The sequence below is a fragment of the Enterococcus sp. DIV0183 genome (genome assembly GCF_050541505.1).
Classification (GTDB): Bacteria; Bacillota; Bacilli; order Lactobacillales; family Enterococcaceae; genus Enterococcus; species Enterococcus faecalis.
This window is the reverse complement of record NZ_CP172932.1, coordinates 1-14,978: the sequence shown is the minus strand read 5'-3', so window position 1 is coordinate 14,978 and position 14,978 is coordinate 1. Positions and strand designations below refer to the sequence as shown.

The window sequence follows — 14,978 nt, the reverse complement described above, 5'->3', positions numbered from 1 at the left end:
ACACCTCGTTCATAATTTTTTTGTCCTGAATCATTGTACCAGTAAAACCAGTCCCTTTCAAGGGTAAAAATCGAATATTCTTTCACAATCAAAAGCGTTTCTGTCAAAAATACGAACATTTTTAGTTATGTTTTTGTAAAATAATAAAATATACGAATATTGTTCGTGTTTTACTCTCTGATTTTAATCCCTTAATAAGCAAAAAAACGAATTCAAAAAATGAGTTCGTTTTTTAAAATTCTGTCCTCGGCGAAAGCGAAGAAAATTTATTATATTCTTTAATGAAAAGTAATTCGACCGTTCCACGCGCACCACTACGGTTTTTCTCAATGATGACTTCTACAACATTGTCAACTTCTGGTGGCTCATGATCACCGTCTTCTCCTTCACCACGATCGTAGTAATCATCACGATAAAGAAAGGCAACGATATCGGCATCTTGCTCAATGGAACCTGATTCACGAATATCACTTAACACAGGACGTTTATCTTGACGTTGTTCCACGCCACGAGAAAGCTGTGACAAAGCGATAACCGGGACTTTTAATTCTTTCGCTAATTTTTTTAATTGACGTGAAATATCAGAAACCTCCTGTTGGCGGTTCTCTTTTCCAGTTCCTTCAATCAATTGTAGGTAGTCGATCAAAATTAGACCTAAGTTGCCTTTTTCTTGTGCTAATTTACGACATTTCGCACGAATTTCGGTAATTTTAATCCCTGGTGTGTCATCAATATAGATATTCGCACGGGACAAACTACCCATCGCAATAATTAAGTTTTGCCATTCTTCTTCAGATAATTGCCCTGTTCTTAAATGGCTGGCCTCAATGGATCCTTCTGCACAAAGCATCCGGTTCACTAATGATTCTGCCCCCATTTCTAAACTAAAAATAGCGACAGCTTTATCTGTTTTGGTGCCGACATTTTGGGCAATATTTAATGCAAAAGCGGTTTTCCCTACCGCTGGACGGGCCGCTAAAATAATTAGCTCTTCCGCTTGCAAGCCGGCAGTCATTTTATCCAATGCTTGATAGCCTGTAGGTAAACCAGTAATCTCTTCATCATTTTGGTATAATTGGTCAATATTCGCAATAGTTGTATTTAGAACATCTGAAATTGATAAAAAGCCACTACGATTCCGCTTTTCGGAGACTTCTAAAATGCTTCGTTCTGCATCATCCAAAATAGATTCAACATCTTCACCTTGCTCAAAGCCTTTAGTTACAATCTCTGTAGCGGTTTGGATTAAGTTGCGCAGCAACGATTTTTGTTCAACAATTTTTGCATAATAAATGACATTGGCAGCTGTCGGCACAGCTAAAGCTAAATCTGACAGATAACTTAGTCCACCAACATCTTCTAACAAATTCTCTTGTTCTAGGCGATCTTTGATTGTTACCACATCAATCGCTTCATTTCGGTCGCTTAAGGTCATCATCGTTTGGAAAATCAACTGATGACTACGACGATAGAAATCTTTAGGTTCCACATATTCCATCGCTTCTATTAGCACATCTGCATCTAAGAAAATAGAACCTAAAACGGCTTGTTCCGCTTCAATATTTTGCGGTGGTACCCTATCTTGCAATAATTCATTCATTTTGTTCTCTCCCACGATGTCTTACTTTCTGGTTCATTTAGTCTATCCATTTTAACACAATTTCATTAAAAAAAGTACATTTTTTCTCTGCTGATTTCTCTATTTTTAGTTCACTTTCCAATTCTAAAAAATATACAAATAATAAAAATATAATACTTTTGTTAATTTAAAGTGTTGTTTATTTGATTTTTAAATATTATAAAAATAATTCGAGTAATTTATTTTGCATAAAAAAGAAGCCGGAGAAATCGGCTTCTTTTTTATCGATTGTATTATTCCGCTACGACATGAACCTTAATTTTCGCTGTAACTTCATGATGTAGTTTGACTGGTACGTTAGTGTAACCTAAAGAACGAATTGGGTTGGCTAATTCGATTTTGCGTTTATCCAATTTTACATTGTATTGTTTGTTTAAGGCTTCTGCAATTTGTTTTGAAGGAATTGAGCCAAATAAACGGCTGTCTTCTCCAGCTTTTGCCTTGATCTCTACGACAGTCTTTTCATCTTCTAAAAAGGCTTGCATTTCTTTTGCTTGTGCTAAAACTTCTGCTTCATGTTTTTCTTGGGCTTTCTTTTGACCCGCTAACGCACTCATGCTCCCTTTATTGGCTTCTTTCGCATAACCATTTTTAATTAAAAAGTTTTGGGCGTAACCAGTTGGCACTTCTTTTACGTCCCCTTTTTTTCCTTTTCCTTTAACGTCTTGTAAAAAAATGACTTTCATTTCCTTCACTCCTGTTCATACATTTCATTAATATTTTGACGAATTACATCAAGTAGTTGCTCTTTTACTTCTGCTACTGTTACGTTTGATAATTGTACTGCCGCATTAGTAAAGTGACCGCCACCACCTAAATTTTCCATAATAATTTGGACATTAATTGAACCATTACTCCGAGCACTAATGCCAATCTGTTGATCCGTCCGCTTGGTAATGACAAATGCTGCATTAATCCCTGCCATAGAAAGTAATGTGTCCGCTGTTTTGGCAGCTGTGACACTATCATATTCTTTGTCTTCACTCCCTGCAACAACGACGGTATCTTTTGTGACATATTCGCTTTTAGAGATTAAGTTGTTCATTTCCAGATAGCTTGTAAGATCAGAACTTAATAGATATTGTACTAAAGATGAGTCTGCTCCACAAGTTCGTAAATAACTAGCCACATCAAATGTTCGCGCCGTCGTTCGTGTATTGAAACTTTTCGTATCAACCACAATTCCCGCCAACATCATGGTTGCTTCAAAGGCCTGCAGTTTATTTGCGCTATTACTTTGGTATTCGATCAATTCTGTGACTAATTCTGAAGCAGAAGAGGCAGAAGATTCAATATAAGAAAGCAAGGGTTTTGCTGGAAATTCGTCTCCTCGTCGATGGTGATCAATGATTACTACTTTATCAAAACGCTCATAGAGCTCTTGTGAGATCGATAGAGACGGTTTATGGTAATCTACCATAACTAATAAGCTACTTTCTTTCTTGCGCTTCATGGCCTCTTTAGGACTAATAATGCGCTCTTCTAATTCTGGGTACTCTTTAATCGCCTCTAACACTCTTTTGACATCGGGAATGATTTCATTTTCATCTAAAACAATCCACGCTTTTCGATTATTAAACGAGGCTAAACGAGCAACACCAAATGCTGAACCTAACGCATCCATATCTGGATAACGATGGCCCATAATATAGATGTCAGCAGATTCCGCAATAATTCCCTTAATTGCCATGCTCATCGCGCGAGAACGTACTTGGGAACGTTTCGTCGTTACTGCCGTTTTTCCACCAAAAAATAACGGCTTCGCTTCATCTTTGGCTTCTTTTACAACCACTTGATCGCCGCCACGTACTAAAGCTGTATCTAGGTTTGTTTGAGCCGTGGTCCCGGTTTGATCTAAGGTTGGCCCCCCATAAGCAATCCCCATGCTTAACGTAATAGCTACTTCATGGTTAGCTGATTCCTTACGGATCGTATCCAAAATAGAAAATTTTTCGTCCATCATTTTTTGAATATCTTCCCATTGGGCTATGAAAAAATAACGTTCTGCGTTGATTCGCTTATAAAAAACTTTGTATTGGTCCATCCAATCAGAAACCATCGTCGTAATGAAACTATTCAAATAAGAAATTTCTTTCTCGTCCATTGTATCGGTGACATCATCATAATTATCGACAGACACAATGCCAATAGCCGTTTGCATTTCGACTTTTTCTTGATACAAATTACTTTCTTTAGTGATATCTTCAAAAGTAATTGTATGTTGTTCTTTATTGACGCTAAAGCGATAGGTATTTTCGTCAATCGTAAAAATATCTTGGTTTCGTTCTGCTAATTCTAAATAAGACGTCACTTGGCTAGCGGTTAACGTTAGCTGATTGTCTTTATTAAAAATAGAAGCAGCATAAGGATTAAGCCATTCTACCGCGCGTGTTTCCCCGTTATACGTAATAATTCCCACAGGTACTTCATTTACAACATAATCCAACGATTGTTCAGCAATGGAACTTGCTTCTTGAATCTTTTCTACGTTCGTAATTTCTACATCTCTAATCAACAGCCGAATAACCACTAAGAGAAAGATATCTAATGCGATAATTACCGCCAATAGCAGCCATTTATTTGTTAGTAAGAAATAGAGGAGAAATTCTACTAAGAGAAGACCCACAACAATTAAGAAACCGTTTTTTTGAATTCTCTTCTTTTGCATTTTTTTGCCTCCAATCTTTCTGCAGACCTTTGAGGCGACTTGTTCCAACGAGCATATTGCTCTGGTGATTCACTAGTTATTTCATCCCTTATTTTATCACAAAACACTTCATTCTGCGAACCTTGTTATGTTTCATGTGAAACACTAGTCAAGATAAAAAAGAACCAAAGAGCAAGCTCTTTGGTTCTGGAAATTGTCATAAAATTATTGTTCGTCACTAACGAATGGTAATAATCCCATGATACGTGCGCGTTTAATAGCAATCGTTAATTTACGTTGGTTTTTAGCGCCAGTACCTGTAACACGACGTGGTAAAATTTTGCCACGTTCTGAAATGAATCGTTTTAACAATTCAGTATCTTTATAGTCGATGTATTCGATGTGGTTTGCTGCGATGTAGTCGACTTTCCGACGTTTACGTCCGCCTCTTCTTTGTTGTGCCATTCTTGTTCCCTCCTATCAAATTCGTTTAGAATGGTAAATCATCATCTGAAATGTCGATAGATGAACCTGAGCCACCAAATGGATCAGAATCTTTATCGAAATCAGGCATACCGTTATTGTTTTGCGACTGAGAAGATGATGGATTGAAACTATTGTTGTTATTAAATCCAGAACCGGCATTGTTATTACCAAAGCTACGATTTTGTGATTGATAACCATTTTCGTTGTTATTAAAGCTACCGCCGCCAGTTCCTCTTTGTTCTGAAGCAGAACGAGATTCTAACAATTGGAAGTTTTCACAAACCACTTCAGTTACGTAGACACGTTGACCTTGTTGGTTCTCGTAGTTACGAGTTTGAATTCTTCCGACAACACCTAATAATGTACCTTTACGGGCATAATTAGCCATTGTTTCTGCGGGTTTACGCCAAATCACACAGTTGATAAAGTCTGCTTCACGGTCACCATTTTGATTCGTAAAGTTACGGTTTACAGCAAGTGTAAAGGTCGCAACAGCTGAACCACTAGCGGTGTAACGTAAGTCAGGATCTTTTGTCAATCTTCCGACTAATACAACGTTATTAATCATTCAAAACATCTCCTTTCGTCAATAAATGTTTCATGTGAAACAAATTATGCTTCTACCTTCACGATCATATGACGGATAATATCGTCATTGATTTTTGCTAAACGATCAAACTCGTTGATTGCGCCAGCTGTTGATGGAGAAGTAACATTAACGATATGATAGATGCCTTCACGGAATCCGTTCATTTCATATGCTAAGCGGCGTTTTTCCCAATCTTTAGATTCGATAACTTCTGCTCCGTTATCTTTTAAGATTGTGTCGAAACGTTCTACTAAAGCAGTTTTTGCTTCTTCATCAATGTTCGGACGAATAATGTACATGATTTCGTACTTCGTATCTTGACTCATTGATTTTCACCTCCCTATGGACTTCAAGGCTCTTAGTTGGCTAAGAGCAAGGAGAACATACCTAAAAAGGTAGTTCACAATCTCTAATTATATGCTAATTGATGGACAAAAGCAAGAAATAGTTTTGAAAAGCCCCAATAAAAAAGTTTCGCCAACTGGCGAAACTTTTTTATGTTATTCTTCTGTTTCTGATGTTGTTTCGTTTTCTGTTGTTTCTACAACTTCAACGATTTCTTCTTCCACTTCTTCTGGTTCTACAACAGCCATTGTTACCACTTTGGCACCATCTTCCATTCTCATTAAACGAACCCCTAATGTTGCGCGTCCTGTTTGAGAAACAGAATCAACGTTAAAGCGGATAATGACGCCTTTGTTCGTAATCAATAAGATATCTTCATCACCATTGACCGTGGTTAAACCAGCTAATGGACCATTTTTCTCAGTGATATTTGCTGTCTTAATCCCTTTACCGCCACGTCCTTTAACTGGATATTCAGAAGCTTTTGTACGCTTACCATAACCATTTTCAGTAATGACTAGGACTTCTTTGTTTTCATCCAGAATCGCTGCGCCGACCACATAATCATTTTCGCGGAGACGGATTCCCCGAACGCCTGATGCTGTCCGGCCCATATCACGTACAGTATTTTCATCAAATGTGACAGAGTATCCTGCATGTGTTCCGATAATCATCTTCTGATTGCCATTAGTCGTTACCACGTTAACTAACTCATCATCTTCTTTTAAGCTAATGGCGATTAATCCATTACTACGGATATTAGAAAAGGCTGTTACGGCTGTCCGTTTGACGGTTCCTTTTAAGGTTGTGAAGAATAAGTATTTACCTGCTTCCGCTTTGCCCTCAACAGAAATAATCGCTTGAATTTTTTCTGCAGAATCAATTCCCAGTAAGTTAATCACTGGAATTCCTTTTGCTGTTCTACCGTATTCAGGGATTTCGTAACCTTTTGCTCGGTAAACTTTCCCAGTGTTCGTAAAGAATAATAACGTGTCGTGTGTTGAACAAGAAACTAGGTTTTTCACGAAATCATCATCGTGAACGCCCATCCCTTGGACACCACGTCCGCCACGGCGTTGCGCCCGGAATTCGGAGTTTGCCATCCGCTTAATGTAGCCGTTATTGGTTAACGTAATCACGACTTCTTCTTCTTCGATTAAATCTTCATCTTCAAGACTTAGGACTTCACCTACTAATAATTCTGTGCGTCGTGCATCACCAAATTTTGTGCGAACGTCATTTAACTCTGTTTTAATGATTTCAATGACACGTTCTGGGCGGGCTAAAATGTCCTCTAAGTCCGCAATGAATTTCAATAGCTCTTGATATTCATTTTCAATTTTGTCGCGTTCTAAGCCTGTTAAACGGCGTAAACGCATATCTAAAATCGCTTGCGCTTGACGATCTGAAAATTCAAAGCGTTCAATTAACGTTGCTTTTGCTTCGTCATCTGATTGTGACCCACGGATAATGGCAATGATTTCATCGATATGATCTAAGGCAATTCGTAGACCTTCTAAAATATGCGCCCGTGCTTCTGCTTTGTTTTTGTCAAAAATCGTCCGGCGAGTAATGACTTCTTTTTGGTGTTCGACGTAGTTTTCTAAAATACGTTTCAAGCTTAAAATTTTCGGTACGCCTTTTTCGATGGCTAACATGTTAAAACCAAAAGATGTTTGTAAGGCAGTCATTTTGTACAAGTTGTTTAACACAACAGAGGCACTCACATCTCGACGAACATCGATGACGATCCGCATGCCTTCACGAGAAGATTCATCCCGCAAATCAGTAATTCCTTCAATTCGTTTATCTCTGTGTAATTCAGAAATTCGTTCGATTAATTTGGCTTTATTCACCATATAAGGCAATTCAGTTACTAAAATACGTTCTTTTCCATTCGGCATTTCAGTCAATTCAACTTTTGCACGAACAGTAATCGAACCTTTCCCTGTTTCATATGCTCGGCGAATCCCTGATTTCCCCATCACTAAACCGCCTGTTGGAAAATCTGGTCCAGGTAACACTTCCATCAATTCATTCGTCGTTACATCAGGATTGTCCATCAATAAACTTGTTGCATCAATCACTTCACTTAAATTGTGTGGTGGAATATTTGTTGCCATCCCCACCGCAATCCCCGTTGTTCCGTTAACTAGTAAGTTTGGAAAACGAGCAGGTAAGACTACTGGTTCTTGTTCTGAATCATCATAGTTTCCTTGGAAATCGACTGTATTTTTGTTAATATCTCGTAGCATTTCTAAAGCAATTTTACTCATACGTGCTTCGGTATAACGCATAGCGGCAGCGCCGTCACCATCGACAGAACCGAAGTTTCCGTGGCCGTCAACTAACATAGCCCGATAACTAAAAGGTTGTGCCATCCGCACCATTGATTCGTAAATCGCACTGTCCCCATGGGGGTGATATTTACCCATAACATCCCCAACAATCCGGGCTGATTTTTTGTGTGGTTTATCAGGGGTTACCCCTAATTCGTTCATTCCATATAAGATTCGGCGATGAACAGGTTTTAAACCGTCACGAACGTCAGGTAACGCGCGGGCTACGATAACACTCATTGCGTAGTCAATGAAAGATTCTTTCATTTCGCTGGTCAGATTGACGTCTTGAATGTTTTCTTTAATTTCTTCACTCATGAATTTTTTCCCCTCTAAATATATGTTCTAGCGTCTCTTACAACGTTGCGACACATTAAATATCCAAGTTTTTCACGTAATGGGCATTTTCTTCGATAAACGCACGACGTGGTTCCACACGATCGCCCATTAGCATTTCAAAAATTTGGTCAGCTTCAATGGCATCATCGACACTCACTCGCGCCATTAATCGTTTTTCTGGGTCCATTGTTGTTTCCCAAAGTTGGTGATCATCCATTTCACCCAAACCTTTGTAACGTTGAACACTTGGTTTTGGTGAAGCAGGTAATTCTTCTAACACTTTTGCTAGTTCCTCTTCAGCATGTTTGCCCGGTTGAACGTAGGTGATGTTTTTCCCTTGTTTCACACCATATAGTGGTGGTTGGGCAATATACACATAACCAGCTTCAACAATTGGACGCATGAAGCGATAGAACAAGGTTAATAACAACGTTCGAATATGCGCACCATCGACATCGGCATCGGTCATAATCACTAGTTTGTGATAACGTGCTTTAGAAACATCGAAATCTTCGCCGAAGCCTGTTCCCATAGCTGTAAATAATGACCGAATTTCTTCATTGGCTAAAATTTTATCCATGCTGGCTTTCTCAACATTCAAGATTTTCCCACGAATTGGTAAAATGGCTTGGAATTCACGGCTACGTCCTTGTTTTGCTGAACCGCCGGCCGAGTCTCCTTCGACGATAAATAATTCGCATTTTTCCGGATCTTTACTTGAGCAATCAGCCAGCTTCCCTGGCAAGTTGCTAATTTCTAACGCGCCTTTACGACGGGTGACTTCACGGGCTCTTTTAGCGGCTAAACGAGCTTTTGAGGCCAACATACCTTTTTCGACAATTTGTTTGCCGACTGTTGGATTTTCCATTAAGAATTTTGTAAAGTATTCTGAGAATAAACGATCCGTAACGGTCCGTACTTCTGAGTTCCCTAATTTCGTTTTGGTTTGTCCTTCAAATTGAGGATCTGGATGTTTGATGGAAACCACTGCGGTTAAACCTTCACGAACATCTTCCCCAGTTAATTTTTCATCGTTTTCTTTCATCAATTTTTGTTTACGTGCATAGTCATTAATCACACGTGTTAAAGAAGTTTTAAAACCAGATTCATGCGTTCCGCCTTCATAAGTATGAATATTGTTGGCAAAACTTAAAATATTTGAGTGGTAGCCATCTGTATACTGCATTGACACTTCCACTGTAATATCTTGTTGCTCTCCTTCAATGAAGATTGGCTCTGGGAAAATAACGTCTTTATTGGCATTTAAATGCTCAACATAACTCTTAATCCCGCCTTCATAGTGATACTCTTTTTTATCTTCTTGTCCTTCACGACGGTCTTCAATTGAAATGTGTAAGCCTCGATTTAAAAAGGCTAATTCACGAACCCGTGTTGCTAATTTATCAAAATCATAAACGGTTGTTTCTGTAAAAATTTCAGGATCTGGAATAAAGTGAACAGTAGTTCCGTGACGATCCGTTTCTTCGATAACTTTTAGGTCATCAACAACCGCACCACGACGATATTCTTGGTAATACACTTTGCCATCTTTATAAACACGAACATCTAAACTGGTCGATAAAGCATTAACAACAGAGGAACCAACACCGTGCAAGCCACCTGATACTTTATAGCCGCCACCGCCAAATTTCCCGCCGGCATGTAGCACTGTAAACACTGTTTCCACAGCTGGGCGACCTGTTTTGGCTTGAATCCCGACTGGAATTCCACGACCATCATCGATAACAGTAATACTATCGTCTGGTTCGATAATTACTTGAATTGATTTAGCAAATCCTGCTAAGGCTTCGTCGATAGAGTTGTCAACGATTTCCCATACTAAGTGGTGTAACCCTTCGCCACTAGTAGAACCTATGTACATACCAGGACGTTTCCGGACAGCTTCTAAGCCCTCCAAAACTTGAATCTGACTAGCGTCATATTCTTGCGCACGTTCTCTCATGTTTTTTTCTTCTTCTGTCATGTCGCTGAATTCCTTTCTATCTTGCCTTGTTGAACATAAAAAATATCTGGTTCAACTGTTAGCTTGTCTTTTATGTGATCTAAACTAGTTGTCGTTAAGAACGTTTGAACTTTGCCTTCAATCGTTTCTAACAAGTGAATTTGACGTTCATTATCTAATTCACTCATGACATCATCTAGTAATAACACAGGATATTCTCCTGTTTCTGAATGCATCAAATCAATCTCTGCCAATTTAATACTTAAAGCTGTCGTTCGCTGTTGACCTTGTGAGCCATACGTTTGAACATTTTGACCATTGACAATAAATAGCAAATCGTCACGATGAGGGCCTAAAAAAGTATTCGCTTTAAACAATTCACGCTTACGATTGTTCATTAATTGTTGGAGCAATTGATTTTGAAGTGCTTCTAAGGAAAGATCCGTGTTGTCAATTGGGATGCTTGATGCGTAGTCAATGGTGAGCGTTTCGCGTCCATGACTAATTTTTTGATGGAGTAAGTTTGCCCAGTGTTCTAATTTTTTAAGAAAACCTAACCGAGCGTATAGAACTTTCCCGCCAAATTCAGCTAGCTGCTCTGTCAAAATATCCAGATAAACAGTATCTGTTTGTTTTTTTTCAGCTAGTTGTTTTAGGTATTGGTTCCGTTGCTTTAAAACAGACTGATATTGGACAAGATCATAAAGATAAATAGGACTCACTTGTCCGAGTTCCATGTCAATAAATTTCCGGCGGACTTGAGGTGAGCCTTTCACCAAAGATAAATCTTCTGGGGCAAATAAAATAACATTCAGTTGCCCAATGTACGCACTGAGCCTTTTTTGCTCAATGTGATTAACCTTGGTTTTACGTCCTTTGTTGGAAATTAAAATTTCCAACGGCACGGTGCCTGTCTTTTTTTCAACCACACCGCTAATTTTAGCTGCTGCTTGTTCCCAGCCAATTAATTCTTTTTCATTGCTGGTTCGATGACTTCGTGTCATTGCTAGAACATAAATGCTTTCTAACAAGTTGGTTTTTCCTTGGGCGTTTTCGCCTAAAAAAAGATTTAACGTTTTTGGAAAATCTAAGCTGACTGTTTCATAATTACGATAATGCTGAAGTGTCAGCTCATTCAGCCGCATCGTCGGACTCGTTTCCGTTTTTCACCATAAAAAAAGTACCTTCTTCAGGTATCTCAATCATCATGCCCGCATAAAGTTTCCGTCCGCGACGATTTTCCAACTCGCCATCAACAAACACGCTATTATCTGCCAAATACCATTTGGCTTGGCCGCCACTACCAATGACGTTGATTTCTTTAAGAAACTGACCAAGCGTTATATACTCAGTTGCTAAAACAAACGTTTTTTTCAATGTGCATCCCTCTTTTTTCTAATACGTTCTCATATATATTATACCCTTTTTCATAAGAGAAAACAAATTTATCTGTCTAATTTTCATTCTAAGCAATTTTAATTCTAAATGACCGAAAATATTATTAGGATAAAAAAACTCTTAAAAAGCATTTTAAAACGGAAATTGATATTTTCTTGAGAAAAAAGGGGCCTGATTTGGCAGAAATGACGAGTAGCGTTTAACTAAAAAACAATTAGGGGTAACTCAAAGACAAACGAAGAGGGCGCGCAATGAAGAAAAGTAGCTTGTAGAGGTCTGAGCGTCGTTTTAAGCAACGTAAACTTCTTTCACTAGGAAATATTCATAAAAAATGAACAGCCCTTAAACGAAAAATTAAAGGGCTTTTTTCTTTATCCATGAAAAAAAAGGCAGAATTTATTCGTCAAACGATAGTTCAAACATTCACAATTATATTAGCGTAAAAGCTATTCTAGTTATAAAAAGCTTATCTAGCAGCGTTTATCGTCTTTAAACAGACGACAAAAAAGAACCTTCGGCGATCATAGTGATTTTCCGAAGGTCTTTTTTAAACATGATTAATTTGTACGAACCGGTGTAATTAGTTGAATGAAATCTAGTTCTGTTTCGGTTGGCTCCAATGTAAACGGACGAATTGGAGAAAGGAATTTCACGGTAATATTCATATCGCCAAACGCTCGCAACGCATCTTTCATATAATCTGGGTTGAAAGAAATATCCAACGCTTCACCAGAAACATTTTCATAGTTTAAAGCTTCTTCGACTTTTCCAATTTCAGGTGAATTTCCATATAAAACAACAGAGTCTGGTGAAATTGAAAGGCGAACAATATTGTTACGTCCTTCATGAGAAAGTAAAGAGGCACGTTCGATTGCTGAAAGCAATTCTGGTACATAAAATTCAATTTGCGTGTTATGGCTAGTTGGAATTAAACGGTTGGTATCAGGATAATTTCCTTCTAACAAACGAGAATAGAAGTACATTGTTTCTGTTTTAAATAGCACTTGGTTTTCCATAATGCTGATTTCAACCATTTCTTCTTCATTGGTTAATGAACGAGAAAGTTCAGTTAAACTTTTTCCTGGAATTACAATGTTAAAGTCTTCTACTGCTTGTTCTGTCGGGATCACACGTTGACTTAAACGATGTGAATCTGTCGCAACGGCAAGTAATTTTTGATTTTCTAAAATAAAGTGAACCCCAGTTAAAATTGGACGACTTTCGTGCATCGATACAGCAAAACCTGTTTCACTAATAATTTTTGTCAATAAATGAACAGGTAATTTCATTTGGTTTTGAGTATCAATTACTGGTAAGTGCGGATAATTATCAGCATCTAATCCATTAACCGTAAAATCAGCTTTTCCTGAAGTAATTGCAACTTGATTGTTATCTAGAACTTCCATTGTGAACATATCTTCTGGTAATTTACGAATAATTTCGCCAAAGAAACGAGATTGTAAAACGATGCTACCTGTGCGTTCAATGGTCATTTGAGCTTTTTCATCATCTTTACTTAAAAAACTTTCAATTGAAATATCCGCGTTACTCCCAGTAAGTGATAAGCCATCTTCTGATAACACAATTTTAACACCTGTTAAGATTGGAATCGTTGTTTTAGAAGAAATTGCTCGTTGAACAGTTTGTAATTCTTGTAAAAAGACACTTCGTTTGACCGTTAATTTCATAATGTAAACTCCTTTTTAAGTATTTTCAATACGTTCTAATTTTGTACGCCACTGTTTTGTATATTATATATAAATAAATAATAAAAGTAATAGGGCATGTTGATTCTGTGGAAAAGTCAAAAGAGCATTGATTTTACTAAGTTATCCACTTGTGTATAAGTTGTGGATAACTTTGTTCTTTTTTGTTTAGTTTTCCACATCCTAAGAGTTCAATAAATTTTTAATTTCACTGACTTCTTTTTGAATCGCTGGATCTTTTTCCAATAATTGCTGAATCTTTTCGTGCGCATGAATCACCGTGGTATGATCTTTGCCGCCAAATTCGGCACCAATTTTTGGCAAGGAATTGTCGGTCATTTCTCTAGCAAGATACATTGAGATTTGACGAGGAACCACAATTGTTTTCACCCGTTTTTTCCCTTTTAAATCTTTAAGAGGCACATGATAATATTTGGATACTTCTTCTTGAATTTGTAAGATGGACAATTGATTTTTACTACCAACTGATTTTAGAGATTTCAAGGCGTCCGCCGCTAAACTAGTGGTAATATCTTCTCCATTAATAGTTGCAAAGGCTTGAACGCGGACCAAAGCACCCTCTAATTCACGGATGTTGGAATCGATTTGACCAGCGATATAACTTAGTGTATCATCCGGAATTTCTAAACGCTCGGCATCTGCTTTTTTGCGCAAAATTGCAATCCGTGTTTCTAAATCAGGCGGGGTGATATCGACAGACAAACCCCAAGCAAAGCGAGAAACTAATCGTTCAGGTAATTTTGGAATATCATTCGGCGGGCGATCACTTGTTAAAACAATTTGTTTATTTTCATTGTAAAGATCGTTGAAGGTATGGAAAAATTCTTCCAATGTTGCTTCTTTTTCCGCCAAAAATTGAATATCATCGACTAATAATAAGTCAACATTGCGATATTCTTTCCGAAATTGTTCGGATGTCTTTGTTTGAATTGAGTTGATAAATTCATTCGTAAACGTTTCGCTACTAACATATTTGACTTTGGCATCTGGTTGATTCACTAACATTTGATGACCAATAGCATGCATCAAATGGGTTTTCCCTAACCCTACACCACCATAGAAGAAAAGGGGATTGTAAATCGAACCAGGATCCTCGGCAACAACAAGCGCTGCAGCGTGCGCCATTTGGTTTCCTTTACCAATAACGAAGGTGTCGAAAGTGTACTTAGGATTAAGCATCGCTTTTTTACTTTGTTCACTAAAAACAACTTCTTCTTCGGCAGGTTCTTCGAGTTCTTGTGCCAGTGCTGCGTCTTTTTCATCGGCAACAACAAAATGGGGCATCACTTCTGCACCGGTCAATTTAAATCCAGTTTCGACAATTTTTGCCGAAAGATTTTTTTCCCAGTAATCACGATGAACTGCAGAAGGGACTTCTAGCCACAATTGATTGTTGTCTAATTTCAAAGGGCGTGTGGTTTTAATCCAAGCATCAAAACTTGGCGCCGACAAAATCGCTTGATAGGCTTCTTCAAGGCTATGCCAAAAACTTTCCACGTCGGGCAT

At 38.1% G+C, this 14,978-nt stretch carries 12 protein-coding genes; all 12 read right to left on the bottom strand.

Annotation, left to right across the window (positions count from 1 at the left end):
- Positions 1 to 232: 232 nt before the first annotated feature.
- Positions 233 to 1,600 carry a replicative DNA helicase gene (gene dnaB, locus IGK72_RS00060; RefSeq protein WP_002381331.1) on the bottom strand — a complete coding sequence of 456 codons (1,368 nt, stop codon included), beginning with the start codon at positions 1,598 to 1,600 and terminating at the stop codon, positions 233 to 235.
- A 272-nt stretch (positions 1,601 to 1,872) separates the two neighbouring features.
- The gene (rplI, locus tag IGK72_RS00055) at positions 1,873 to 2,325 is read right to left on the bottom strand and encodes a 50S ribosomal protein L9 (protein WP_002356023.1); all 453 of its coding nucleotides are present in this window, start codon (positions 2,323 to 2,325) and stop codon (positions 1,873 to 1,875) included.
- A 5-nt stretch (positions 2,326 to 2,330) separates the two neighbouring features.
- A complete protein-coding gene (locus IGK72_RS00050; protein ID WP_002363542.1) occupies positions 2,331 to 4,355 on the bottom strand; it encodes a DHH family phosphoesterase in 2,025 nt (674 codons plus the stop codon).
- 156 nt (positions 4,356 to 4,511) lie between these two features.
- Positions 4,512 to 4,751 carry a 30S ribosomal protein S18 gene (gene rpsR, locus IGK72_RS00045; protein WP_002356021.1) on the bottom strand — a complete coding sequence of 80 codons (240 nt, stop codon included), beginning with the start codon at positions 4,749 to 4,751 and terminating at the stop codon, positions 4,512 to 4,514.
- 25 nt (positions 4,752 to 4,776) lie between these two features.
- The gene (gene ssb / locus IGK72_RS00040) at positions 4,777 to 5,340 is read right to left on the bottom strand and encodes a single-stranded DNA-binding protein (RefSeq protein ID WP_002363544.1); all 564 of its coding nucleotides are present in this window, start codon (positions 5,338 to 5,340) and stop codon (positions 4,777 to 4,779) included.
- Between the two features lie 44 nt (positions 5,341 to 5,384).
- The gene (rpsF, locus tag IGK72_RS00035; protein ID WP_002356019.1) at positions 5,385 to 5,687 is read right to left on the bottom strand and encodes a 30S ribosomal protein S6; all 303 of its coding nucleotides are present in this window, start codon (positions 5,685 to 5,687) and stop codon (positions 5,385 to 5,387) included.
- A 174-nt stretch (positions 5,688 to 5,861) separates the two neighbouring features.
- The gene (gene gyrA / locus IGK72_RS00030) at positions 5,862 to 8,363 is read right to left on the bottom strand and encodes a DNA gyrase subunit A (protein WP_002361457.1); all 2,502 of its coding nucleotides are present in this window, start codon (positions 8,361 to 8,363) and stop codon (positions 5,862 to 5,864) included.
- 55 nt (positions 8,364 to 8,418) lie between these two features.
- Positions 8,419 to 10,368, bottom strand: a complete 1,950-nt coding sequence (gyrB, locus tag IGK72_RS00025) for a DNA topoisomerase (ATP-hydrolyzing) subunit B (protein ID WP_002359210.1) — start codon at positions 10,366 to 10,368, stop codon at positions 8,419 to 8,421.
- Positions 10,365 to 11,492: a DNA replication/repair protein RecF gene (gene recF / locus IGK72_RS00020; protein ID WP_002356016.1), complete on the bottom strand. Its 1,128-nt coding sequence runs from the start codon at positions 11,490 to 11,492 to the stop codon at positions 10,365 to 10,367. Before recF ends, gyrB begins: the two co-directional genes overlap by 4 nt.
- Positions 11,479 to 11,724 carry a S4 domain-containing protein YaaA gene (gene yaaA, locus IGK72_RS00015; RefSeq protein WP_002356015.1) on the bottom strand — a complete coding sequence of 82 codons (246 nt, stop codon included), beginning with the start codon at positions 11,722 to 11,724 and terminating at the stop codon, positions 11,479 to 11,481. Before yaaA ends, recF begins: the two co-directional genes overlap by 14 nt.
- 578 nt (positions 11,725 to 12,302) lie before the next feature.
- Positions 12,303 to 13,433, bottom strand: coding sequence for a DNA polymerase III subunit beta (gene dnaN, locus IGK72_RS00010; RefSeq protein WP_002356014.1), 1,131 nt, complete (start codon positions 13,431 to 13,433; stop codon positions 12,303 to 12,305).
- A gap of 201 nt (positions 13,434 to 13,634) precedes the next feature.
- Positions 13,635 to 14,978: a chromosomal replication initiator protein DnaA gene (dnaA, locus tag IGK72_RS00005; protein WP_002356013.1), complete on the bottom strand. Its 1,344-nt coding sequence runs from the start codon at positions 14,976 to 14,978 to the stop codon at positions 13,635 to 13,637.

What these genes read in the sequence shown, in the direction of transcription:
- rpsR (WP_002356021.1), bottom strand. Translation starts at nt 4,751, where the DNA reads ATGGCACAACAAAGAAGAGGCGGACGTAAACGTCGGAAAGTCGACTAC.
- dnaB (WP_002381331.1), bottom strand. Translation starts at nt 1,600, where the DNA reads ATGAATGAATTATTGCAAGATAGGGTACCACCGCAAAATATTGAAGCG.
- gyrB (WP_002359210.1), bottom strand. Translation starts at nt 10,368, where the DNA reads ATGACAGAAGAAGAAAAAAACATGAGAGAACGTGCGCAAGAATATGAC.
- rpsF (WP_002356019.1), bottom strand. Translation starts at nt 5,687, where the DNA reads ATGAGTCAAGATACGAAGTACGAAATCATGTACATTATTCGTCCGAAC.
- rplI (WP_002356023.1), bottom strand. Translation starts at nt 2,325, where the DNA reads ATGAAAGTCATTTTTTTACAAGACGTTAAAGGAAAAGGAAAAAAAGGG.
- gyrA (WP_002361457.1), bottom strand. Translation starts at nt 8,363, where the DNA reads ATGAGTGAAGAAATTAAAGAAAACATTCAAGACGTCAATCTGACCAGC.
- recF (WP_002356016.1), bottom strand. Translation starts at nt 11,492, where the DNA reads ATGCGGCTGAATGAGCTGACACTTCAGCATTATCGTAATTATGAAACA.
- ssb (WP_002363544.1), bottom strand. Translation starts at nt 5,340, where the DNA reads ATGATTAATAACGTTGTATTAGTCGGAAGATTGACAAAAGATCCTGAC.
- dnaA (WP_002356013.1), bottom strand. Translation starts at nt 14,978, where the DNA reads ATGCCCGACGTGGAAAGTTTTTGGCATAGCCTTGAAGAAGCCTATCAA.
- dnaN (WP_002356014.1), bottom strand. Translation starts at nt 13,433, where the DNA reads ATGAAATTAACGGTCAAACGAAGTGTCTTTTTACAAGAATTACAAACT.